Genomic DNA, 21,524 nt, shown 5'->3' on the forward strand with positions numbered 1-21,524 from the left:
CGATGAAAGTCCTGCTCACCGGCGCCGCCGGTTTCATCGGCATGCACGTGGCGCTGCGCCTGCTCGAACGCGGCGACGAAGTGGTCGGGTTGGACAACCTGAACGACTACTACGACGTGCGGCTGAAAGAGGCGCGGCTGGCCCGGCTCACGCCGGCCGCCGGCTTCCGCTTCGTCAGGATGGCGGTCGAGGACCGCGACGGCATGGCCAAGCTGTTCGAAACCGAGCGTTTCGACCGCGTCGTGCACCTGGCCGCCCAGGCCGGCGTGCGCTATTCGCTGCAGAACCCGAAGGCCTACATCGACGCCAACATCGTCGGCTTCATGAACGTGCTCGAAGGCTGCCGGCATTCGGCGGTGAAGCATCTGGTCTATGCCAGCAGCTCCAGCGTCTATGGCGGCAACACGAAGATGCCGTTCAGCGAGGCCGACAGCGTGGACCATCCGGTCAGCCTGTACGCCGCGACCAAGAAGGCCAACGAACTGATGGCGCACACCTACAGCCATCTGTACGACCTGCCGACCACCGGTCTGCGCTTCTTCACGGTCTATGGCCCCTGGGGCCGGCCGGACATGGCGCTCTTCCTGTTCACCAAGGCGATGATCGAAGGCCGGCCGATCGACGTGTTCAACCACGGCGACATGCAGCGCGATTTCACCTATATCGACGACATCGTCGAAGGCGTCATCCGCACGCTGGACCGCGTCGCCGAAGCCGATCCCGCCTTCGATGGCGACCACCCTCACCCGGGGCATTCGAAAGCGCCGTTTAGGGTGTTCAACATCGGCAACCAGGGGCCGGTGCAGCTGATGGAGTTCATCCGAGCAATCGAGAAGGCGCTGGGCATCACCGCGCAGAAGAACCTGCTGCCGATGCAGCCGGGCGACGTGCCGGCGACCTATGCCGACGTGTCGGAACTGACGGCCTGGACCGGCTTCTCGCCGAGCACTGCCATCGACGACGGTGTGGCGCGCTTCGTCGCCTGGTACCGCGACTACTACCGGGTCTGAACGATCCGCGTCATGCAGACAAGGGCGCCGTTGGCGCCCTTGTCATTTCTTCAGCTTATAGTCGATCGGCAGCAGGAATTCGAGTCGCTGGCCGGCGAGTGCGGCCGGCACCGGCGGCAGTTTCGTCTTCTTGACCAGCGCCAGCGCCGCTTCGTCCAGCACCGACTGCCCGGATTCGTCGACCAGGGTGGCCGATACGAGCTGGCCGTTCTCGATGACGATGAGCACCTTGGGCGTACCCTCCAGCCCGCGCATTGCCGCCAGTCGCGGATAGGTCTGCCCTTTCTTGATCTCCGCCGACAGCGCCTGGCCGTAACCCGCCTTCAGCGACTGGAAATCGACACTGGGCGCGGCAGGTGCCGGCGCAGGCGCAGGGACCGGTGCCGGTGCGGGCGGAGGTGGCGGCGCATCGATCGGCGGCAGCGGCGCCGGCGGCGGCTGTACCGGCACCACGCGCTCCTCGGGTGCGGGCGACGGCGCAGGCGGTGCGGCCAGCACCGGCAGCGGTGCCTGCTGCGGCACCGGCTTGGGCGGCTTGGGGACCGGCTTCGGCGGAGGCGGAGGCGGCGGCGGCTCGACCGGCTTGGGCGGTGGGGGAGGCGGCGGCGGAGGGGGTGGAGGTTCTTCCTTGATCATCCGTACATCGACGCGGATTTCGGTCGGCGGCACGCGCGGTACATACACCGACGCGCGCCAGACGACGAAGCTGTGCACCAGGATGGACGCGACGAAGGCAGCAGCCCAGAGCCAGGAGCGGAATCGCGTGAAGTCGCTGAAGTAGGCGACGTATGGCGGACGGAGGACGGAAGTCGGATTCATCGGCGAGGCGGTGGCGAGCCCGGACGAGTGGTTTGTTCTGTTCCGGGCGGGGCAGCCGCGGACTTTACTTCAATTGCCGCGTCCGGTGCACCATCGGGAAAACATCCCGAATCGTGTTGCCTCGCAACAGTCACGCCGCCGCACGCGGATGCCGACCGATTACCCGCAGCAGGATGAAGCCCATCATCATCCCCGCCAGCACGGTGGACAGCAGCGTCGCCAGCCAGAAACCGGCGGCCCCCATCGGCTGTGCGACCAGCGCGAGGCCGGCCTCAGGCAGACCGCGAAAAGCGAGCACGTAACCGACGCCCAGCCCGACGCCCCAGAAGCAGACGGTGTGCACGATCATCGGCGCCACCGTCACCTTGTAGCCGCGCAGCGCGAACGAAGCCAGCGTGTGCGCGGCGTCGATCAGCACGAACAGCGCGACATAGGGCAGCAGGCTGCGGGCGACACCGAGTACCGCCTGATCGTCGCTGTAGAAGGCGAGCACCGGTTCGCGTGACAGCCACAGCAGCAGGCCGACGCACACCGCGAGCACGCTGGCCATCGCCAGACCGGTCAGTGCGGTGTGTCGGGCACGCAGCCAGTCGTGTGCGCCGGCTGCCTGACCGACCAGCACCAGCGTGCCGCTGCCCAGTGCCAGCGGCAGCATGAAACAGACGCCGTTGATATTGGCGATCACCCGGTGTCCTGCGACCACGTCGGCACCGAGCCGGGCGACGAACAGCGCGATCAGCGTGAAGCTGGTGATCTCGACGAAGTTCGACACGCCCATCGGTCCACCCAGACGCAGCATCTCCCGCTGCGCCCAGGCTCTCGGCGCCTGCCAGTCGTGAAAGGGGCGCAGCGCGCGCAGTTGTGGCGACTGCTTGAGCCACAGCAGCGCGCAGCCCACCGACAGCCAGTTCACCACCAGCGTGGACAGCCCGCAGCCGAGCGCACCGAGCGGCCGGCCGAAAGCGCCGGTGGTGAGTGCCCAGGCCAGCGGCACATGCACCGCCAGACAGGCCAGCATGATCACCATCACCGGCCGCGGCTGGCCGATGCCGTTCATCAGCGCCTGGAAGGCGCGGAACAGCAGCGCACCGGGCACGGCGAAGGCGAGGGCGAGCAGATAGTCGCGCGTTTTCGCCTCGACCACTGGATCGAGCTGAGACAGCGCGAGCAGCGGGTCGGGCAGGGCCAGCAGCAAGGCGCCGGGGACGGACAGGAAAAGCGCCATCCACACCGCTTGCTGGAAGGCGGGCGCGATGTCGTCGCGCCGGTTGGCGCCGACGTGGTGGGCGATGATGGGGGCGGCGGCGTACAGGACGCCGATCAGCGCGATCACCACCGAAATGAACAATCCGCCGCCAACCGCGACGGCGGCGAGATCAGCGGTCGCATGGTGGCCGGCGATCAGCGTGTCGGCGACGTTGGTGCCGATGCTCGCCAGCTGCGACACCATCATCGGTGCGGCCAGCGCGAAGATGCCCGCAGCGGTGCCGCGGCGGGCGTCGGTGGTCACGATTCCGCCAGCGCGCGCGCGGCGTCGGCGACCAGCGCCGGGCCGCGGTAGATCAGGCCGCTGTACAGCTGCACCAGCTGCGCGCCGGCGTCGATCTTGTCCTTCGCGTGACGACCTTCGGTGATGCCGCCGACACCGATCAGCGCGACCCTGCCGTCCAGCTTCTGCGCCAGTGCGCGCAGTACGGCGGTCGATTTCTCGCGCACCGGCGCACCCGACAGGCCGCCCGCCTCGCCGCCGTGCGGCAGGTTTTCGACCCCGGTACGCGACAGCGTCGTGTTGGTCGCGATCAGCGCGTCGATATGGTGGCGCACCGTCGCCTCGGCGATCGCGTCGATCTGCTCGGCGTCGAGGTCGGGCGCGATCTTCAGCGCGATCGGCACGGTGCGGCCGGCGGCGGCGTCCAGTTTCTGGCGCTCGGCGTCGAGCGCGCCGAGCAGCTGGTTCAGTTCGTCCGCGCCCTGCAACTGGCGCAGGTTCTTGGTGTTCGGGCTGGAAATGTTGACCGTGATGTAGCGTGCGTAGGGGTGGGCGCCGCGCAGGCCGATCAGGTAGTCGTCGGTGGCGCGCTCGATCGGCGTGTCCGCGTTCTTGCCGATATTGATGCCGAGGATGCCGCCCTCGCGTACCCAGCGCGAGCGCTTCACGTTGTCGATCAGCGCGTCCAGGCCCAGGTTGTTGAAACCCATCCGGTTGATGATGCCCTGCGCCGCCGGCAGCCGGAACATGCGCGGCTTCGGGTTGCCCGGCTGCGGGCGCGGCGTGATGGTGCCGATTTCGATGAAACCGAAACCGAGCCGCGCCAGACCGTCGATCGCGGCGCCGTTCTTGTCGAGACCGGCCGCCAGACCCACCGGGTTCGGGAAGTCCAGACCCATGCAGCGCACCGGCCTGGGCGCGACGCGCTGCAGCGGCACCAGCCCGGGATGTTTCGCCAGCGTGCCCAGCGTCAGATCATGGGCACGTTCGGCGTCGAGCGAGAACAGCAGCGGGCGCAGCAGCGGGTAGAGCATGGGTGGGATCCGGTTCGCAGGTCGCAGGGGTGCGACGCAAAGGCGCGGATTATCGGTCCGGCGGCGGGGGCAGGCAACCAGCGCGAGGCGGTGACAAGAGCCGGGGTTCTGTGGGTGGGTTCTTGACCCCGACGGCGGCCGGGATGAAAGCTTGCAGCATGCATAGGCCCTGTCGCGGCCAAGGCCGCTCCCACAGGGATCGCGCCCGATCTGTGGCCGGAGCAGGGGTTCTGTGGGAGGGGTCTTCTGACCCCGACTGCGGTCGGGATCGAAGCTCCGGCCCCTCACCCGGTGCTACAGCCCCAGCTCGCCGTCGTCCAGTTCCCGCCAGACGCTGTCGATGCGGCCTTCGAGCGGGCGGAAGCGGGCCTTGTAGGCCATCTTGGCGCTGTCACGTATCCAGTAGCCCAGATAGACGTAGGGCAGGCCGAGCAGGCGGGCCAGGCTGACCTGCCACAGGATGTTGTAGGTGCCGTAGCTGGCGCCTTCGACGTCGGGGTCGTAATAGGTGTAGACCGACGACAGGCCGTCGTCGAGGATGTCGATGATGCTGACGATGCGCAGCGGGGCGTCCGGCTCGCTGCCTTCGCGGAATTCGATCAGCCGCGTATCGACATGGCTCTGCAGCAGGAAGTGCGAATACTGTTCGCGCGAGTCCTGGTCCATGCCGCCGCCGCTGTGCCGGCTCGACTGGTAGCGCTGGTACAGCGCGTAGTGCTCCTCGCGGAAGGACAGCGGCGCTTCGCGGGCAACCAGGTTCTCGTGTCTTTTTTCGGAGCGGCGCTGCGTGCGCGAAGCGGTGAAACGGTCGACCGGCAGGCGGACCGGTGTGCAGGCGCGGCAGGCGTCGCAATAGGGGCGGTAGGTAAATACACCACTGCGGCGGAAGCCGGCACGCACCAGATCACTGTACAGGCGGGCGTCGATCAGGTTGGACGGCGTGGCGACCTGCGAGCGCGCGGTGCGGCCCTGCAGGTAGGAGCAGGCATAGGGTGCCGTTGCATAGAACTGCAGCGTGGTGAAGGGCAGGTCCTTGAGCAGCGCCATTGCGTCAGCGGAATCGGTGTCCGTTTCAGAGTCTGAAGTAAGCCGGTATTTCGTCGTGCCGCCAGCGCCGCGGATGGGCCGACTGCACCGACTGTGACAGCACGCGGCAGAATTCGCTGCGTGCAATTTCACGCCCACCCATGGACGCCAGGTGCGCGGTGTTCATCTGGCAGTCGATCAGTGCATAGCCCTGCGATTCAAGATAGCGTGCGAGATGCACCAGCGCAATCTTGGAGGTGTCGCGGGCACGCGAGAACATCGATTCGCCGTAGAACATCCGCCCCAGCGCAAGACCGTAGAGACCGCCTGCAAGTTCGCCATCGACCCAGGTTTCGACGCTGTGCGCCCAGCCCTGCGCGTGCAGCGCGCCGTAGGCGGCGATCATGTGGTCGCTGATCCAGGTGCCGGCCTGCCCATCGCGCGGCTCGGCACAGGCGCGCATGACAGCCTCGAAGGCGGTGTCGCAGCGGACTTCGTACGGCCGGTTGCGCAGCACCTTGCGCATCGACGGCGTGATGCGGATTTCGGCCGGTACCAGCACCATGCGCGGGTCGGGGCTCCACCACAGCACCGGCTGACCTTCGGAGAACCACGGGAAAATGCCTTGCCGGTAGGCGTCGAGGATGCGCTGCGGCGTCAGTTCGAGACCGGCCGCCAGCAGCCCGTCCGGGTCGCGCAGCGCCGTATCGACCGGCGGAAACGGGTCGCCCGGTTCCAGCCAGGGAATCACGCCGCGCTGGACAGCGCTTCGGCTGCGGACTCGGGATGGCGGAAGGCCACCACGTGGTCGGCATCGAGACGGATGCCGATGAATTCGCCGATCGCGTGGTTGTGGTGCGACGGCACCAGCGACAGCACGCGGCGGCCCGAGCCGAGTCGCAGCGTGTACAGGAATTCGGCGCCGCGGAAGGACTTGCACAGCACTTCGGCGCGCAGTGGTGCGGCGTCGTCGTGCACCACGTCGTCCGGACGCAGCAGCACGTCGACCCGGTTGTCGGCGGCGCAGTGCGGACAGCCGTCGTCGCAGCGGAAGGGGAATTCGCTGCGCAGCACGCCCAGCTCCATTTCCACCTCGTGGTCGCCGCGCAGCGTACCCGGCAGGAATACGCCCTGACCGACGAAATCGGCGACGAAACGGCTCTCCGGCTTGTGATAGAGGTTGTACGCGCTGTCCCACTGCAGCAGCTGGCCGCCCTGCATGACGCCGATCTCGTCGGCGATGGCGAAGGCTTCCTGCTGGTCGTGCGTGACCAGGATGGCGGTGATGCCGCGCGCCTTCAGGATGTCGCGTAGCTCGGTCGCCAGCCGGGTGCGCAGTTCCACGTCAAGGCTGGAGAAAGGCTCGTCGAGCAGCAGCAGTTCCGGGTCCGGTGCCAGCGCGCGGGCCAGTGCGACGCGCTGCTGCTGGCCGCCCGACAACTGATGCGGGTACTTGTCGGCGTGCTCGGTCAGCCCGACGACCGCCAGCATTTCGTCGGCGCGCGCGCGTTTGTCGTCACGCGAACCGCTGCGCAGGCCGAAGGCGACGTTGTCGGCCACGCTCAGATGCGGGAACAGTGCGAAGTCCTGGAACACCATGCCGACGCGCCGCTGTTCCGGCGCCAGATGCTGGCGGCTGGACGACACCGTGACACCGTGGATGTCGATGTGCCCCTCGCGCAGCCGCTCGAAGCCGGCGATGGCACGCAGCACCGTCGTCTTGCCGCAGCCCGAAGGGCCAAGCAGGCAGCCGATCTGACCGCGTTCGAGACGCAGCGACAGGTCGCGGACCACTTCGGTGGTGCCGTACGCGATGCGCACGGATTCAAGCAGCAACTGTGACATGGACCGAAGTGTGGCGGAGGAGGCGGTACAAAAAGGTGATCCGGATCAAGACCGATAATCGCTCTCAATTATAATGCGCCTGCCGCTGCGTGAGCGTACCGGCCACCGATAACTCAAGCCGGGACAGCCGGCATGCCCCACTTGTCTGCCCGCCGTCTCCATCCCCTGTCGCTGATCGCCCTGCTGCTGGCGCTGCTGGTGGCCGCACCGGTGCTGTCGGTGCTGTTCAACCTGTTTAGAGGCGGCACCGGCGACACCTGGGCGCACCTGGCGTCGACCGTGCTGCCTGAGTACGTCGCCAGCACGCTGTGGCTCTGTCTTTGGGTCGGGCTGGGTACCGCGGTGATCGGTGTGTCGACCGCCTGGGCGACGGTGATGTGGGAGTTCCCCGGCCGCCGCGTGCTCGAATGGGCCATGGTGCTGCCGCTGGCCACACCCGCCTACGTGATGGCCTATACATATACCGACCTGCTGCAGTACGTAGGCCCGGTGCAGACCGCGCTGCGCGAAACCTTCGGCTGGGAGCGCGGCGACTACTGGTTCCCCGACGTGCGCACGGTGGGCGGTGCGGCCTGTATGTTCATCGCCGTGCTCTATCCCTACGTTTACCTGCTGACCCGGCAGTCGCTGATCGAGCGTGCCGCCGGACTGAACGAGGCGGCGCGCATGCTGGGGCAGGGCGCCTGGGAAGCCTTCTTCCGCGTCACGCTGCCGTTGGCACGGCCGGCGATCGCCGCCGGCGTGTCGCTGGCGCTGATGGAAACGCTGGCCGATTACGGTGCGGTGAGCTATTTCGGCGTGCAGACCTTCACCACCGGCATCTACCGCGCCTGGTTTTCGCTCGGCGACCGCGTCGCCGCGGCGCAACTGGCCGCGCTGCTGCTCGGCTTCGTCGCCATGCTGCTGCTGGCCGAGCGGCTCAGCCGCGGTGGCGCGCGCTTCCACGACAGTGGTCGCGCCGGCGGCAGTGCGCGCCGCCACACGCTGCCGCGCGCCGCCGGCTGGGGCGTCACCGTCGCCTGTGTACTGCCGCTGGCGGCCGGTTTCATCGTGCCGGCTGCGGTGCTGCTGAAGTGGGCGTTTTCCGAGGGCGACGCGCAGTTCGGCGAGCGTTTCGTCGGGCTGGCGATCAACAGCTTCACGCTGGCCGCCGTCGGCAGTGTCTGTGCGGTGGCGCTCGCGCTGCTCCTTGCCTACGCGGTGCGCTCCAGCCGCTCGCGTCTGGTGGCGCTGGCGCGCTCGGCCGTCGGTCTGGGCTACGCGGTACCGGGCGCGGTGATCGCGGTCGGCATCCTGATTCCGGTCACCCGTCTCGATCACCTGCTGTCCGGGCTGTGGCAGCAATGGACGGGCAGCAATCCAGGGCTGTTGCTGACCGGCGGCATCGCGGCGCTGGTGTATGCCTATCTGGCGCGCTTCCTGACGGTGTCGCTGCAATCGGTCGAGTCGGGCCTGGCGCGCATCACGCCCAGCATGGACGAAGCGGCGCGCAGTCTCGGCCTCGGTGTCGGCGCGACCCTGCGCCGCGTGCACTGGCCGATGCTGCGCGGCAGCCTGCTCACCGCCTCGCTGCTGGTGTTCGTCGATGTGATGAAGGAGTTGCCGGCGACGCTGGTGATGCGGCCGTTCAACTTCGACACGCTGGCCACCCAGGCTTACACGCTGGCCAGCGATGAACGTCTGCAGGAAGCATCGACGGCGGCGCTGGCCATCGTCGCGGTCGGCCTGCTGCCGCTGATCGCGCTGTCGAGACAGATCGCGCGATCGCGGCGGAATTGAGACGGGGCGGCGAGTAGGGTTGGAAGATCAACCCCGGCCCAGGCTCAGATCATGGATCGGGCGCGACGCCCCTGTGGGAGCGGTATTCTGACCGCGACACGGCCATTGATGTCCGCAGGCTTCGATACAGGCTGTTGTCGGGGTCAGAAGACCCCTCCCACAGAACCCCGGCTCAGGCACAAGTCGTGGATCTAGCGCATCGTTCCTGTGGGAGCGGCCTTGGCCGCGACACGGCCGCCGCCATCTGTAGGCTTCGATTCAGGCCGTGTCGGGGTCAGAAGACCCCTCCCACGGAACCTCGGCGCTCGCTCAGTTCGTGGGCGGATCGACCGGCTCGTTCAGCACCAGCCAGTAAAGGCCGAGCTGGCCGACCGCGTAGATGAACTTCTCGAAATCCACCGGCTTGCGGATGTAGCTGTTGGCGCCGAGCTGGTAGGCCTCGTAGATGTCCTGCTGCTCGCGCGATGTGGTCAGGATGACGACCGGCAGCAGATTGGTTCGCGCATCGGCACGCACGCGGCGCAGCACTTCCAGGCCGTCTACACGCGGCAGCTTCAGGTCGAGCAGGATGACGGCCGGTGCGACCGACAGGTCGCGGCCGGCGTGGTGGCCGGTGCCGAAGAGATAGTCGAGCGCTTCTACGCCGTCGCGGGCCACGACGACTTCGTTGGCGATGCGGTTCTTGTGAAAGGCTCGAAGCGTCAGCGCCTCGTCGTCAGGATTGTCTTCAACCAGCAGTATCGGGCGTTCGCTTGCCATAAAACCAGCCTGTCCAGGTCACCTGCATCACTGCGATGCAGGTTCCAGCGTGAAGAAGAAACTTGCTCCGCGTTCCACCTCGGCTTCGGCCCAGATCCGCCCGCCGTGTCGCTGCACGATGCGGTGGACGATGGCCAGACCGATGCCGCTACCTGAAAACTCACCGACCGAGTGGAGTCGCTGGAAGGGGCCGAAGAGCTTTGTTGCGTATCGCATGTCAAAGCCCGCGCCGTCGTCCTTCACAAAATACACGAGCTCTCGACCACGCTGCAAGCAGCCGATCTCGATGCGGGCGGCGTCGTGGCGGCTGGTGAACTTCCACGCATTGCGCAACAGATTGTCGATCGCGATGCGCAAGAGGTTGGCGTCAGCATACACGCGCATCGACGGCTGGATGAGGAATTCTGCCCTGCGCTCGGGCTCGGTCCGGGCCAGGTCGGCGGCCAGTTCCGAGGCCATCGCGCTGAGATCCACAACCTGCCGGTTCATTTCGTTGCGCGTGATGCGGGCGAGGCCGAGCAGGTCGTCGATCAGCCGGTGCATGCGCTGCGTACCGGCGCGGATGCGCTGCAGGTAGTCGCGGCCGCGTTCGTCGAGTCGGTCGGCGTAATCCTCTTCGATCATCCGCGAAAAACCGTCGATGCCGCGCAGCGGTGCGGCGAGGTCGTGCGACACCGAGTAACTGAAGCTTTCCAGTTCGCGCATCGCGGTGACCAGTTCGGCCGTACGCTCGCGCACGCGCGTTTCCAGCTGCTGGTTCAGCGCCAGCACGCTGCGCTCGGCGTCCTTCTGCGCGCGGATGTCCAGACCGGTACCGAGCAGGTGCGGCAGACCGTCGAGGTCGATGCGATAGAGGCTGAAGGCGTGCGCCAGATGCTCGCCGGTCGCCGACAGCAGTTCGGCCTCGAAGGTGGCATCGCGGTGCGTCAGGGCACGCCGCGCCTGACGCCGCAGCAGTGGGTGGAACTCAGGCGGGAAGAGGTCGAGCGCCGGCTTGCCGATCAGATCGAGTGCGCGGTGGCCGGTGACCGCCTGCAGGTTCTCGTTCCAGCGACGCAGCGCGCCGCGCGCGTCGAGCAGGAAGAAGGCGCCGGGCATGCTGCGCACCAGCGCCGCCGAGAAGTTCTCCTCGCGGCGCGCGGTGTCGAGCGCACGGCGCCGGGCGGTGTCGTCGGAGAAGATCCAGATGGTTTCGCCCGCTTCACCCGCTTCGCTGGCCAGCTGGCGAACAGACACGTAGGCGTGCAGCGGACTGCCGTCGCGCCGCTGCAGCGTGGTTTCCTGTGCATAGGGCTGTGGCTTCACGCGCGCAGCGCCTTCGAGCAGGCGCGACAGTTCCATGTCGTCGCGGAAGAAGGGTTCCATCGTCTGCCCGATCAGCGCCCTGCGGTCGTGGCCGAATATTTCCTGACAACGCCGGTTGCAGTCGGCGATGCGGTCGTCGCGCACATAGACGATGGCCACCGGCACGTCGTCGAGCAGGGCCTGCTTTTCGGTCACCAGCGTACGCACGGCCTGTTCGGCCAGCTTGCGCTCGGTGATGTCGGTGATCGAGCCGGAGAACCGCAGCACCTTGCCCACCGTGTTGCGCGTTGCCAGCCCGCGGTCACGCACCCACAGGTAGCGACCGTCTTCGTGCCGCATGCGGTACTCGATGTCGAACGATTCGCGGCGCAGGAAGTGCTCGTCGATCGCGTGCTGCAGCCGCGACAGGTCGTCCGGGTGTACGCGTTCGAGCAGCTGGTCGTGTGTCTGCGGCTGCATCGACTGCGGCAGGCCGAGAATCTCGCTCAGCCGCGGCGACAGGAAGTAGCGGCCGGCGCCGATGTCCCAGTCCCAGGCGCCGTCGAAGGAGCCGCGCACCGCGTGGAACAGCCGCGCCTCGCTTTCGCGCAGCGCGTCCAGCGTCATGCGGTCGCGTGTCACGTCCTCTATCGTGCCGGACACGTAGAGCGGCTTGCCGACGGCATCATGGTGGGCGCTCGCGCGCAGGCGGAACCAGCGGTAGGTGCCGTCGCGAACGCGCAGCCGGATCTGGTCGTCGCTGTGCGTCATTTCGCGCCCGAACAGCCGTTCGCGCGCGCGCCGGACGGTGCCGGCGTCGTCCGGGTGGGTGGCGGCGCCCCAGTTGAACTGCTGCGCGAACGAGGCGTCGCCGCCGTAGCCGAGCAGGTCGGGGAAGCGATCGCTGTACCAGATCTGACCGGTCTGCAGATTCCATTCCCACTGCGCTTCGTCGTGCGCGCTGGCCACTCGCGCCAGACGCTCGGCGTCGGCGACGGCGTCGCGACGGCGCTGTTCGAGGGCCACGCAAGCGGCTTCCAGCGCCTGTGCCAGTGCGCTCAGAGGATGCCCCGCCGGGAGGGCGACACGCCCCACCGGTTCGCCGCGCACCAGTGCCGTCGCTGCCGCCTCGACCGGACCGATGGCATCGACGACGCGCCGTCGCTCGGCGGTGCGGGCGCCCCAGGCGACCAGCACGCAGAAGACGGCCAGCGCACAGGCCGGCAACAGCGTGGTCAGCAGCACCGGCAGACCGGTGTCGCGCGATGCGGCGATGGTCAGCGTACCGACCAGCACGTCGTCGACGCGCAGACTGCCTTCGGCGCGCAGCGTGAGCGCGCTGTCGTCGGTGACCGAGGGCGGCAGATCGACCAGCAGTTCGCCCTTCGCGTCGCGCAGGCTGGCTTCGGTCAGCAGGCCGCGGTCGTGCGCTTCCGACAGGATGCGGCGCAGTTCGGGCGTCTGCCGCGCCTGCAGTGGCGCCACCAGCGTGTGCGCAAGTTCCGCGTGAACGGCGCGCAGGTCGCCGCGCGCTGACAGGCTGGCCAGGCCGAGCGAAATCATCAGCACGAAAATGCCGAGCGCGATCGCCTGCCAGGTCGCGGCGGACAGGCGGTGCGAACGGCGATGCGGTGTGGTGTCGGCCGGAGGCGTTTCGCTGCTGCTCATTGCTCCAGATCTTCTGCCCGCAGCAGGAATACGGGAGCAGTGGCCGAGTCGGTGTCCAGCCAGACCAGCGGCAGGTCGGGCAGCGCAGCTTCGGTTTCGGCCTGGTTGCGACCGACCTCGACCAGCAGCAGGCCACCCGGGTTCAGGTGGCGGCCCGCTTCGGCAACGATGCGACGCACGATGTCCATGCCGTCGGCGCCAGCGCCGAGTGCCATCTCCGGTTCGCGACGGAATTCGTCCGGCAGCGCAGCCATGGCCGCTTCGGTCACGTAGGGCGGATTGGAAATGATGAGGTCGTAGCGTCGCTCACCCACGGGCTCGAACAGGTCACCGTGCAGCACTTCGACGCGATCACGCAGTGCGTGGTCGTGGATGTTGAGCTGGGCCACCTTGAGCGCGTCGGCCGACAGATCGACGGCATCGACCCGTGCCTCCTGGAAGAAGTGCGCGGCGGCGATCGCCAGGCAGCCGGAACCGGTACACAGGTCGAGGATGCGCTCCGGTTCGCCCATGTCGTCCAGCCACGGTGCGAAGCCGTCCTGCATCAGTTCGAAAATGTGCGAGCGCGGAATGATGACACGCGGATCGACACGGAAGCGGAAGGGGCCGAGCCAGGCCTCGCCGGTGATGTAGGCGGCCGGTTCGCGTTCTTCGCAGCGGCGTTCGGTCACGCGCATCAGGCGCTCGCATTCGTCCACCGTCAGCGCGGCGTCGAGGAAAGGTTCGAGGCGGTCGAGCGGCAGGTGCAGCGTGTGCAGCACCAGATAGACGGCCTCGTCCCAGGCGTCGACGAAGCCCTGGCCAAAGGCGACCTCGGCTGCGCCCATGCGGCTGACCAGGTAACGCACCCAGTCACGCACCGACATCAGTTCTTCCGGCGGCACCGTTTTCTTCGCGGGTGCCTTGTCGCTGGTCTTGAGCTTCATGCTGTGTTTCCTTGACCGAGCAGCCGGTCGAGCAGGTTTTCGTAGATGCGCGACAGCGGCTCGATGTCGGCGACCGCCACGCATTCATTCAGTTTGTGGATGGTGGCGTTGCTCGGACCGATCTCGACCACCTGGGTACAGATGTCGGCGATGAAGCGGCCGTCCGAGGTGCCGCCGGTGGTCGACAGTTCGGTCGCCAGCCCGGTCACATCGCGGATGGCGGCTTCGGCCGCCTCGACCAGCGTGCCGCGCGGCGTGAGGTAGGGCTTGCCGCCCAGCGTCCAGACGATGTCGTGCTCGACGCCGTGCCTGTCCAGCACGTCGACCAGCCGCGCCTTCAGCGATTCCGGCGTGCTGGCGGTCGAAAAACGGAAGTTGAACAGCACTTCGAGTGTGCCCGGAATGACGTTGGTCGCACCGGTGCCGCCCTTGATGTTCGAAATCTGCCAGCTGGTCGGCGGGAAGTATTCGTTGCCCTCGTCCCAGCGGATGGCTGACAGCTCGGCGAGCGCCGGACCGAACAGGTGGATCGGGTTCTTCGCCAGGTGCGGATAGGCGATATGCCCCTGCACCCCCTTGACCGTGAGCTTGCCGGACAGTGAGCCGCGGCGGCCGTTCTTGATCATGTCGCCCAGCTTCGTCACCGAAGTGGGTTCGCCCACCACGCAGTAATCCAGTCTTTCGCCGCGCGCGGCAAGGGCCTCGACCACGCGGACGGTGCCATCGATGGCATCGCCTTCTTCGTCGGAGGTGAGCAGGAAGGCGATCGAGCCGGCGTGATCGGGCACGCGGGCGACGAAGCGTTCGGTTGAGGTGACGAAGGCGGCCAGCGAAGCTTTCATGTCGGCCGCGCCGCGGCCATAGAGCATGCCGTCGCGCACGACCGGCTCGAACGGGTCGCTGTTCCACTGATCAAGCGGGCCGGTCGGCACCACGTCGGTGTGGCCGGCGAAGCAGAACAGCGGGCCCGCGCTACCGCGGCGCGCCCACAGGTTCGATACGCCGCCGGCGTCGATGCGCTCCAGCGTGAATCCGGCCGCGGCCAGCCGGGCACCTATGGTTTCAAGGCAGCCGCCGTCGACCGGCGTGACCGAACGGGTGGAAATGAGCTGACGGGTGAGCTCAAGGGTTGCTTCTGACATCGGGGAAAATCCGGGGTAGGTCGGGCAGTGCGGTCAGCGGCCGCCTTCGTCGAGGTTGAGCGAGAATTCGGCGAAGGAGGCGCCGCTCGGCTCGGTCGATTCGAGGTCGCGCAGTTCAGGGCTGGGTGCGTCGACCTTGGGCGTTTCGGTGACGCCGAACTGCGAATTGTTGATGAGCCAGGACAGATTGGTCGGCGAGTCGGAATTCGACAGCGCTTCGTCGAGCGTGATTTCGCCTTCGCGGTAGAGGCGGAACAGGTCCTGCTCGAAGGTCTGCGAGCCGGGCGCCATGCTGCGCTCCATCGCTTCCTTGACGCTGTTGATCTCGCCGCGCTCGACCAGTTCGGAAATGTGGCGCGTGTTCAGGAGCACTTCGACCGCCGGCATGCGCCGGCCATCCGGCTTGCGCACCAGGCGCTGCGAAATGATGCCCTTCAGCGTGACCGACAGGTCGAGGAAGAGCAGCGGGCGGCTGTCCAGCGGGAAGAAATTGACGATGCGGTTCAGCGCGTGGTGGGCGTTGTTGGCATGCAGCGTGGCCAGGCAGAGGTGGCCCGTCTGCGCGTAGGCGAGGGCCGCCTGCATCGTTTCGACGTCGCGGATTTCGCCGATCAGGATGCAGTCAGGCGCCTGGCGCATCGCGTTCTTCAACGCCGGCGCCCAGCCTTCGGTGTCCATGCCGATCTCGCGCTGGTTCACGATCGATTTCTTGTGCTTGAACAGGTACTCGATCGGGTCTTCGACCGTCAGGATGTGACCCGACTTGTTGGCGTTGCGATGATCGATCATCGCCGCCATCGTCGTCGACTTGCCGGAACCGGTGGCGCCGACGACCAGGATGAGGCCGCGCTTTTCCATGATCAGCTCGGTCAGCACCGGCGGCAGGCCCAGCGTGTCGAGCGGCGGAATGTCGCCGAGGATGTAGCGCACCACCATGGCGATGCTGCCGCGCTGCCAGAACATGTTCACGCGGAAGTTGCCAAGGTCGCGCCGGCCGAAGGACAGGTTCAGTTCGCGCGTCTTCTCGAACTTCTGCTGCTGCTCTTCGCTGAGCATTTCGTAGGCCATGCGCTGGATCGTTTCCGGATCCATCACGCGCTGGTTGATCGGCACCGTGGTGCCCTGGATCTTGATCGCGATCGGCGCGCCGGCCGAAATGAAGATGTCGGAGGCGTTCTTGTCCGCCATGACCTGGAACAGCTTGTCGAGAATCACGGCGGGCCTCCGACGGCAGCGACTTCAGTGGATCAGTATGGGCTCAGGCGCGCAGCAGTTCGTTGATGCTGGTCTTGGCGCGCGTCTGCGCGTCGACCCGCTTCACGATGACCGCGCAGTACAGGCTGTACTTGCCGTCGGCCGACGGCAGGTTGCCGGACACGACGACCGAACCTTCGGGCACGCGGCCGTACATCACCTCGCCGGTGGCGCGGTCGTAGATCTTGGTGCTCTGGCCGATGTACACGCCCATCGAGATGACGCAGTTGTCCTCGACGATGACGCCTTCGACCACTTCCGAACGGGCGCCGATGAAGCAGTTGTCGCCGATGATGGTCGGGTTGGCCTGCACCGGCTCCAGCACGCCGCCGATGCCGACGCCGCCCGACAGGTGCACGTTCTTGCCGATCTGGGCGCAGGAACCGACGGTGGCCCAGGTGTCGACCATGGTGCCTTCGCCGACGTAGGCACCGATGTTCACGTAGGACGGCATCAGCACTGCGTTCTTCGCGATGAATGCACCGCGGCGCACGGTGGCCGGCGGCACGACACGGAAACCGCCGGCACGGAAGGCTGCTTCGTCGTAGCCGGCGAACTTCATCGGCACCTTGTCGTAGTAGCGCGTTTCGGCGCCGTCCATGACGACGTTGTCCTGCATGCGGAAGGACAGCAGCACCGCCTTCTTGATCCATTGGTGGGTGACCCACTCGCCGTCGATGCGCTCGGCGACGCGCAGCGCGCCGCTGTCCAGCTGCGAAAGGACGAAGTCGATGGCTTCGCGCACCTCGGCCGGCGCATTGGTCGGCGAGTACTGGGTGCGGTTTTCGAAGGCGGTTTCGATGATCTGCTGTGCGGCCTGCATGGAGGGTGTCCCGTAAGTTTTATGGTGTGGAGGGTAGTGGCGCCGCGGCTCAGAGCGCGCGGCAGAACTGCACGATGCGTTCAGCGGCCTCGATGCACTCGCCGGCGGGTGCCACCAGCGCGATGCGGACGAAGCCTGCCCCCGGGTTGATGCCGTGGGCGTTGCGGGCAAGGTAGCTGCCCGGCAAAACCGCAACATTATATTCGGCGAGCAGCCGGCGGGCGAATTCGGCGTCATCGATTGGCGTGCGCGCCCACAGGTAGAAGCTGGCGTCCGGCAGCGGCGAATCCATGACCGAGGCGATCAGCGGCTGCACCGCGTCGAACTTGGCACGGTACTGGTCGCGGTTGTCGCGCACGTGGGCCTCGTCCTGCCAGGCGGCGATGCTGGCGCGCTGCACCGCCAGCCCCATCGCGCTGCCGTGGTAGGTGCGGTAGAGCAGGAAGCGCTTGAGCAGGCGGGCGTCGCCGGCAACGAAGCCGGAGCGCAGGCCCGGCACGTTGGAGCGCTTGGACAGACTGGAAAACACCACCAGCCGCTCGAAACCGTCGCGGCCCAGCGCCTTCGCCGCCTGCAGGCCGCCGAGCGGCGGGGCCGCCTCGTCGAAATAGATTTCCGAATAGCACTCGTCGGAGGCGATCACGAAACCGTGGCGGTCGGCCAGTTCGAACAGCGTGCGCCACTCGTCCAGCGTCATCACCTTGCCGCAGGGATTGGCCGGCGAGCACACGTACACAAGCTGCACGCCCTTCCAGTCGGCGTCGGCGATGCGGTCGAAGTTGCAGGCGAAGCGATCGTCCGGCAACTGGTTATAGAAGGCGATCTGCGCGCCGGCCAGCAGGGCCGCGCCTTCGTAGATTTGGTAGAACGGATTCGGTGCCAGCACCTTGGCGTCGGGCCGGCTGGCGTCGATCACGCACTGCGCAAACGAAAAGAGCGCCTCGCGCGAGCCATTCACCGGCAGCACCTGGGTCGCCGCATTCACGGCAGGCAGACCGTAGCGGCGCTGCAGCCAGGCCGCGATACACTCGCGCAGCGCGTCAATGCCGGCCGTGGTCGGATAGACCGCGAGGCCGTCGAGCGCGCCGGTCAGCGCGTCCTTGATCAGTTGCGGCGTGGCATGCTGTGGCTCGCCGATCGACAGGCGCACCAGCGGCAGGTCGGCCGGGCCGGTCACGCCGGCGGTCAATTCCTTCAGTCTTTCAAAGGGATAGGGTTGGAGCAGCGACAGATGGGGCGTGACGGGCAGGGTGTCGTTCAGCATGAAAGTCAGCAGTTTCGGTCCTTGAAGCCGGTGACGCCGACCGCGGCGCCCGGAAACGCATAAGTATACGTCCCGATGCTCACTTCCCGCCGGCCGTCTTCACGGCTGCTGCCCTCGATCGCGCTGCTCGCCGGCGCCGTCATCTGGGGGCTCATCTGGTACCCCTACCGCGTCATCGACGCCGCCGGCATGGGCGGCGTCACCGCCACCTTCATCACCTACGGCCTCGCCTTCCTGTTCGGTCTGATCCCGCTGTGGCCGGTGCTGCGCCGCACACGGCCCAGCTTCTGGCTGGTCGCGCTGGCGCTGGCGGCCGCGGGCACCAATCTGGGTTATGTGCTGGGTACGCTGGACGGCGTGGTGATGCGCGTGCTGCTGCTGTTCTACCTGTCGCCGCTATGGACCGTACTGCTGTCGCGCCTGCTGCTGGGCGAACGGCTGAGCCGGGCGGGTGCCGGCGTGATCGCGCTGTCGCTGGCCGGCGCCTTCGTCATGCTGTGGCGCCCGGAACTGGGCCTGCCCTGGCCACAGGGCTCCGCCGAGTGGATGGGCCTGGGCGCCGGCGTCTGTTTCGCGCTGGCCAACGTGCTCATCCGCCGCACGGCCCACATCGAGATCGAACAGAAGGTGATGGCCGTCTTCCTTGGCGTCATCGCCGTAGCCCCCGTCGCCGCCTGGCTGCGCGGCGAAGCCCCACTGCAGCAGTTCTCCGCCATCGGTGCCGACACCTGGGTTCTGCTGGCACTGATCGGCGGCGTGCTGCTGCTGGTCAATCTGGTGGTGCAGTACGGCATCACCTTCCTCAGCGCCAACGCGGCCATCGCGCTCTTCCTGTTCGAACTGGTGGTCGCCGCGATTTCGTCCTGGTGGCTGGCGGGTGAGGTGATGGGCGTGAAGGAGTGGGTCGGCGGCGCGATGATCATCGCGGCCAGCCTGTTTTCGGGGCATCTGGAATCGCCGGTGGCGGACCGGCCGGAGAGCGGAACCGCTCCCGGCGCGTAGCGGCCGATCGGTATCCGGCAGACGCTGAGCCACGGCGCACAGGTCGTGGCACTGATGTGCAACCTGCCGCGGAGGCGTGGCCTGCGATCCTAGAGGTGGAAATCGCCCGCCGCTTCCGGCTGGTAAAGCACACGCTCGATCCGGATGCGCCGGGTCCGGTGCGGCGTCCGCCAGTCGATGGAATCGCCCTCCCGGTAACCGAGGATGGCGGTGCCGACGCTGGAGCAGACCGACAGTTTCCCGGCACTGCCGTCGGCGTCCTGCGGGTAGACCAAGGCCACTTCCATTTCCTCGTCGTCCAGATGCAGCACGGCGCGCGAGTTCATCGTGACGACGTCCCGCGCCACCTGATGTGAATCGACGACGATGGCGCGCTCGACCTCGTGTTCGAGATCGACCACGTCCGCGTCGACCTCCAGCGCGATCAGGTTGCGCAGCCGGGCCTGGTCGATTTCGGTGACGTAGATGCCGGCGGGGTCGCTCACCGTGTCTTCGCGCAGGCGCTGCAGATAGCGCTCCCAGCTCATGGCGAATGACTTCAGCGTCGGTGTCTCGCTTTCGAGCACGAAGCCGCAGCGCAGGAAGGCGTTCAGCGAGCGGGTGTTGTCGGCGTGAATCCTGGCGATCAGCTTTTGGGCCCGCATGTCGAAGAAGGCGAGCTTCATGCCTTCGCGCAGTGCGCTGGCGCCGAGCCTGCGGCCCCAGTTGTCGCGGTCTCCGATGACCAGCACGATTTCGCAGTCCGCGCCGGTCTTGACCAGGCGGACGAAGCCCACCGGCCGGTCGTCCCGGTCGCAGGCCATGAAGAAGCGGCCGCCCTGGTTGAACAGATGGGTCAGCACGGGGAGCTGGACGCGGCTGACGACCTGTTCGATGTGGCGGGAGACGTGTCGCGAATCGCTCAGATAGCGGACGACGTTCTCGTCCTCCAGCCAGTCCATCAGATCCAGCGCGTTGGCCCGGGTGATTTCCGGGCACAGAGAAATGAAAGGCTTGCTCATTTTCACCCCATTCGATTTCAAGGATGAAAGCCTTCCATGGTCAGTGCCATGACGGTTCTTTCGACGGACCTGCCATTTTAGGGCAGTGGGCACGAACGGGCCAGTTCGCGCGCCGCGGCGGGCACAGCTTGCTTGAGGCAGAGGGGCCGATGCGCGTGCTTGCGCGTCATGCGCGGCGAGGGAGCCGTACGGTCACTTTTCACGCGTTCGCAAGAATGCGTGAATTGGTACGGATGTGACAGGTGTTGCACTGCACAAGATACGACTTTTGGCCTAGCATGAAACCATTGACTTCGTGTGGACCGAGCGATGCAACGCGATACCGAAGAAATCTACCCACTCGGGTGCAAGCGCAAGGTGGCGGGCGAGTACCGGGTGCACTACTACGGCTACTGGATCAAGATCTACGAGCCGCCCGCTGACTCGCTGTCGGCGAAGAAGAAGCTGATCGAGGCGTTGACCCGGCGCCTGTTCAACCATGTCGAGCACGGCATCAACATTCCGGGCTCCCGCCTGAACGAGGCACGCGCCGCCTACGATGCCGAGCAGGATCCCGCGCTCAAGCGGGTGAAGGGCGGCATGCTCGCGGGGGCGCTTTTCAACCGCGCGACGGACATTTTCACCAGACTGGTCGAACTGCAGGCGGCGGGCGTCGAGATCGACAGCGACAACGGCCTGATGCGCGAGTGCGGCCACTGTCTTCAGGAAGCGCTGGAGCTCGGTCGCTCGGTGCGGCACCGCAGCGGCGAAGAAGGCATCGACGAAATGTGGGGCGAGCCGTTCAAGGCATTTTCGGTGCCGGTCGAGTCGTTCTACGAAAGCCGTTACATCAAGATCGCGCTCACCATGCGCGATATCGACCTGATCGCCGGCGAACTGTGCGACACCTTCGGCAATCGCCCGCGCTTCAAAGGCCTTTCCGACCTTGTCGTGAGCTTCGCCGATGCGGCCAAGATCAAGACGGAAACCCTGCGCACGGACAAGTCCATCTTCGATGTCTGGGCCGGCTTCGCGGTGTCGGCGGAAGAGCTGCTTGCCTTCGTGCCGGACGATGCGGACTGTACGGACGCCGAACGGCGCGATCTCGATCTGGGTGTGCGCCTGATCCGTCAGGGCACGCAACTGCTGAGCGACATCACGCGGGCACGGGTGCCCATGCCCAAGAGCACGCGCGAATTCGTCGCGCGGTGTGCCGACTACCGCTTGCGCGCACCGTCCTGTTGACCGGAACGCGTGCGCGTTGGCGTCAGGGTTCTGTTCAGGCCGATCGACGCCGATTTCCTGCAAGCGCCGGGGGAGCGACGCGCGGCCAAATGTCGCTCCTGACTGGATCTCCCGTCAGATTCGGGTGGGGGGGATTGCTTCATGCATATGTAATGCGGATGATGAAGACTTCAAG

At 66.8% G+C, this 21,524-nt stretch carries 18 protein-coding genes; 4 read left to right on the forward strand and 14 right to left on the reverse strand.

Annotation, left to right across the window (positions count from 1 at the left end):
• Nucleotides 1–2 precede the first annotated feature (2 nt).
• A complete protein-coding gene (locus tag METFAM1_RS0103500; RefSeq protein ID WP_019918169.1) occupies nt 3–1,010 on the forward strand; it encodes an NAD-dependent epimerase in 1,008 nt (335 codons plus the stop codon).
• A gap of 42 nt (nt 1,011–1,052) precedes the next feature.
• Here METFAM1_RS0103500 and METFAM1_RS0103505 read toward each other — a convergent pair whose 3' ends face one another.
• The 6 genes from METFAM1_RS0103505 to METFAM1_RS21380 form a co-directional block, all read right to left on the reverse strand.
• Complete coding sequence (locus METFAM1_RS0103505) at nt 1,053–1,829, reverse strand: energy transducer TonB (protein WP_019918171.1); 777 nt, start codon at nt 1,827–1,829, stop codon at nt 1,053–1,055.
• A 130-nt stretch (nt 1,830–1,959) separates the two neighbouring features.
• Entirely contained in the window at nt 1,960–3,339 is a 1,380-nt protein-coding gene (locus METFAM1_RS0103510) for an MATE family efflux transporter (protein WP_019918172.1), read from the reverse strand.
• Nucleotides 3,336–4,352 carry a quinone-dependent dihydroorotate dehydrogenase gene (locus METFAM1_RS0103515; protein ID WP_019918173.1) on the reverse strand — a complete coding sequence of 339 codons (1,017 nt, stop codon included), beginning with the start codon at nt 4,350–4,352 and terminating at the stop codon, nt 3,336–3,338. Before METFAM1_RS0103515 ends, METFAM1_RS0103510 begins: the two co-directional genes overlap by 4 nt.
• 294 nt (nt 4,353–4,646) lie before the next feature.
• Nucleotides 4,647–5,399 (reverse strand): arginyltransferase, encoded by a 753-nt coding sequence (locus METFAM1_RS0103520; protein WP_019918174.1) that lies wholly within the window; start codon nt 5,397–5,399, stop codon nt 4,647–4,649.
• A gap of 25 nt (nt 5,400–5,424) precedes the next feature.
• Complete coding sequence (aat, locus tag METFAM1_RS0103525) at nt 5,425–6,129, reverse strand: leucyl/phenylalanyl-tRNA--protein transferase (protein WP_019918175.1); 705 nt, start codon at nt 6,127–6,129, stop codon at nt 5,425–5,427.
• Complete coding sequence (locus tag METFAM1_RS21380) at nt 6,126–7,223, reverse strand: ABC transporter ATP-binding protein (RefSeq protein ID WP_019918176.1); 1,098 nt, start codon at nt 7,221–7,223, stop codon at nt 6,126–6,128. The genes aat and METFAM1_RS21380 overlap by 4 nt, the downstream gene beginning before the upstream one ends.
• A 132-nt stretch (nt 7,224–7,355) precedes the next feature.
• On the opposite strand from METFAM1_RS21380, the gene METFAM1_RS0103535 reads away from it, so the two are divergent.
• Entirely contained in the window at nt 7,356–9,002 is a 1,647-nt protein-coding gene (locus METFAM1_RS0103535; RefSeq protein WP_019918177.1) for an ABC transporter permease, read from the forward strand.
• Between the two features lie 309 nt (nt 9,003–9,311).
• Here the strand turns inward: METFAM1_RS0103535 and METFAM1_RS0103540 are convergent, their stop codons facing one another.
• The 7 genes from METFAM1_RS0103540 to dapC are packed head-to-tail and all read right to left on the reverse strand — an operon-like array spanning nt 9,312 to nt 18,122.
• Nucleotides 9,312–9,761: a response regulator gene (locus tag METFAM1_RS0103540; RefSeq protein WP_019918178.1), complete on the reverse strand. Its 450-nt coding sequence runs from the start codon at nt 9,759–9,761 to the stop codon at nt 9,312–9,314.
• A gap of 27 nt (nt 9,762–9,788) precedes the next feature.
• Nucleotides 9,789–12,713 (reverse strand): PAS domain-containing sensor histidine kinase, encoded by a 2,925-nt coding sequence (locus METFAM1_RS0103545; protein WP_019918179.1) that lies wholly within the window; start codon nt 12,711–12,713, stop codon nt 9,789–9,791.
• On the reverse strand, nt 12,710–13,639 hold the full coding sequence (gene prmB / locus METFAM1_RS0103550; protein WP_019918180.1) for a 50S ribosomal protein L3 N(5)-glutamine methyltransferase: 930 nt from the start codon (nt 13,637–13,639) through the stop codon (nt 12,710–12,712). The genes METFAM1_RS0103545 and prmB overlap by 4 nt, the downstream gene beginning before the upstream one ends.
• A complete protein-coding gene (gene dapE, locus METFAM1_RS0103555; protein ID WP_019918182.1) occupies nt 13,636–14,781 on the reverse strand; it encodes a succinyl-diaminopimelate desuccinylase in 1,146 nt (381 codons plus the stop codon). Before dapE ends, prmB begins: the two co-directional genes overlap by 4 nt.
• 33 nt (nt 14,782–14,814) lie before the next feature.
• Nucleotides 14,815–15,996, reverse strand: coding sequence for a PilT/PilU family type 4a pilus ATPase (locus METFAM1_RS0103560; protein WP_019918183.1), 1,182 nt, complete (start codon nt 15,994–15,996; stop codon nt 14,815–14,817).
• Nucleotides 15,997–16,039: 43 nt separating this feature from the next.
• A complete protein-coding gene (dapD, locus tag METFAM1_RS0103565; protein WP_019918184.1) occupies nt 16,040–16,858 on the reverse strand; it encodes a 2,3,4,5-tetrahydropyridine-2,6-dicarboxylate N-succinyltransferase in 819 nt (272 codons plus the stop codon).
• A gap of 49 nt (nt 16,859–16,907) precedes the next feature.
• Entirely contained in the window at nt 16,908–18,122 is a 1,215-nt protein-coding gene (dapC, locus tag METFAM1_RS0103570) for a succinyldiaminopimelate transaminase (protein ID WP_019918185.1), read from the reverse strand.
• Between the two features lie 75 nt (nt 18,123–18,197).
• Between dapC and METFAM1_RS0103575 the strand changes: the two genes are divergently transcribed.
• Nucleotides 18,198–19,124, forward strand: a complete 927-nt coding sequence (locus METFAM1_RS0103575; protein WP_019918186.1) for a DMT family transporter — start codon at nt 18,198–18,200, stop codon at nt 19,122–19,124.
• A gap of 89 nt (nt 19,125–19,213) precedes the next feature.
• On the opposite strand, the gene METFAM1_RS0103580 is transcribed toward METFAM1_RS0103575, so the two are convergent.
• The gene (locus METFAM1_RS0103580; protein ID WP_019918187.1) at nt 19,214–20,125 is read right to left on the reverse strand and encodes a bifunctional GNAT family N-acetyltransferase/nucleoside diphosphate kinase regulator; all 912 of its coding nucleotides are present in this window, start codon (nt 20,123–20,125) and stop codon (nt 19,214–19,216) included.
• 309 nt (nt 20,126–20,434) lie between these two features.
• On the opposite strand from METFAM1_RS0103580, the gene METFAM1_RS0103585 reads away from it, so the two are divergent.
• Nucleotides 20,435–21,349, forward strand: a complete 915-nt coding sequence (locus tag METFAM1_RS0103585; RefSeq protein ID WP_019918188.1) for a hypothetical protein — start codon at nt 20,435–20,437, stop codon at nt 21,347–21,349.
• Nucleotides 21,350–21,524 lie beyond the last annotated feature (175 nt).

This window comes from Methyloversatilis discipulorum, assembly GCF_000527135.1.
Lineage (GTDB): Bacteria > Pseudomonadota > Gammaproteobacteria > Burkholderiales > Rhodocyclaceae > Methyloversatilis > Methyloversatilis discipulorum.

Coding starts and splice junctions, on each gene's coding strand:
- METFAM1_RS0103500 (WP_019918169.1), top strand. CDS start 3: ATGAAAGTCCTGCTCACCGGCGCCGCCGGTTTCATCGGCATGCACGTG.
- METFAM1_RS0103505 (WP_019918171.1), bottom strand. CDS start 1,829: ATGAATCCGACTTCCGTCCTCCGTCCGCCATACGTCGCCTACTTCAGC.
- METFAM1_RS0103515 (WP_019918173.1), bottom strand. CDS start 4,352: ATGCTCTACCCGCTGCTGCGCCCGCTGCTGTTCTCGCTCGACGCCGAA.
- METFAM1_RS0103520 (WP_019918174.1), bottom strand. CDS start 5,399: ATGGCGCTGCTCAAGGACCTGCCCTTCACCACGCTGCAGTTCTATGCA.
- METFAM1_RS21380 (WP_019918176.1), bottom strand. CDS start 7,223: ATGTCACAGTTGCTGCTTGAATCCGTGCGCATCGCGTACGGCACCACC.
- METFAM1_RS0103535 (WP_019918177.1), top strand. CDS start 7,356: ATGCCCCACTTGTCTGCCCGCCGTCTCCATCCCCTGTCGCTGATCGCC.
- METFAM1_RS0103540 (WP_019918178.1), bottom strand. CDS start 9,761: ATGGCAAGCGAACGCCCGATACTGCTGGTTGAAGACAATCCTGACGAC.
- METFAM1_RS0103545 (WP_019918179.1), bottom strand. CDS start 12,713: ATGAGCAGCAGCGAAACGCCTCCGGCCGACACCACACCGCATCGCCGT.
- prmB (WP_019918180.1), bottom strand. CDS start 13,639: ATGAAGCTCAAGACCAGCGACAAGGCACCCGCGAAGAAAACGGTGCCG.
- dapE (WP_019918182.1), bottom strand. CDS start 14,781: ATGTCAGAAGCAACCCTTGAGCTCACCCGTCAGCTCATTTCCACCCGT.
- dapD (WP_019918184.1), bottom strand. CDS start 16,858: ATGCAGGCCGCACAGCAGATCATCGAAACCGCCTTCGAAAACCGCACC.
- dapC (WP_019918185.1), bottom strand. CDS start 18,122: ATGCTGAACGACACCCTGCCCGTCACGCCCCATCTGTCGCTGCTCCAA.
- METFAM1_RS0103575 (WP_019918186.1), top strand. CDS start 18,198: ATGCTCACTTCCCGCCGGCCGTCTTCACGGCTGCTGCCCTCGATCGCG.
- METFAM1_RS0103580 (WP_019918187.1), bottom strand. CDS start 20,125: ATGAGCAAGCCTTTCATTTCTCTGTGCCCGGAAATCACCCGGGCCAAC.
- METFAM1_RS0103585 (WP_019918188.1), top strand. CDS start 20,435: ATGCAACGCGATACCGAAGAAATCTACCCACTCGGGTGCAAGCGCAAG.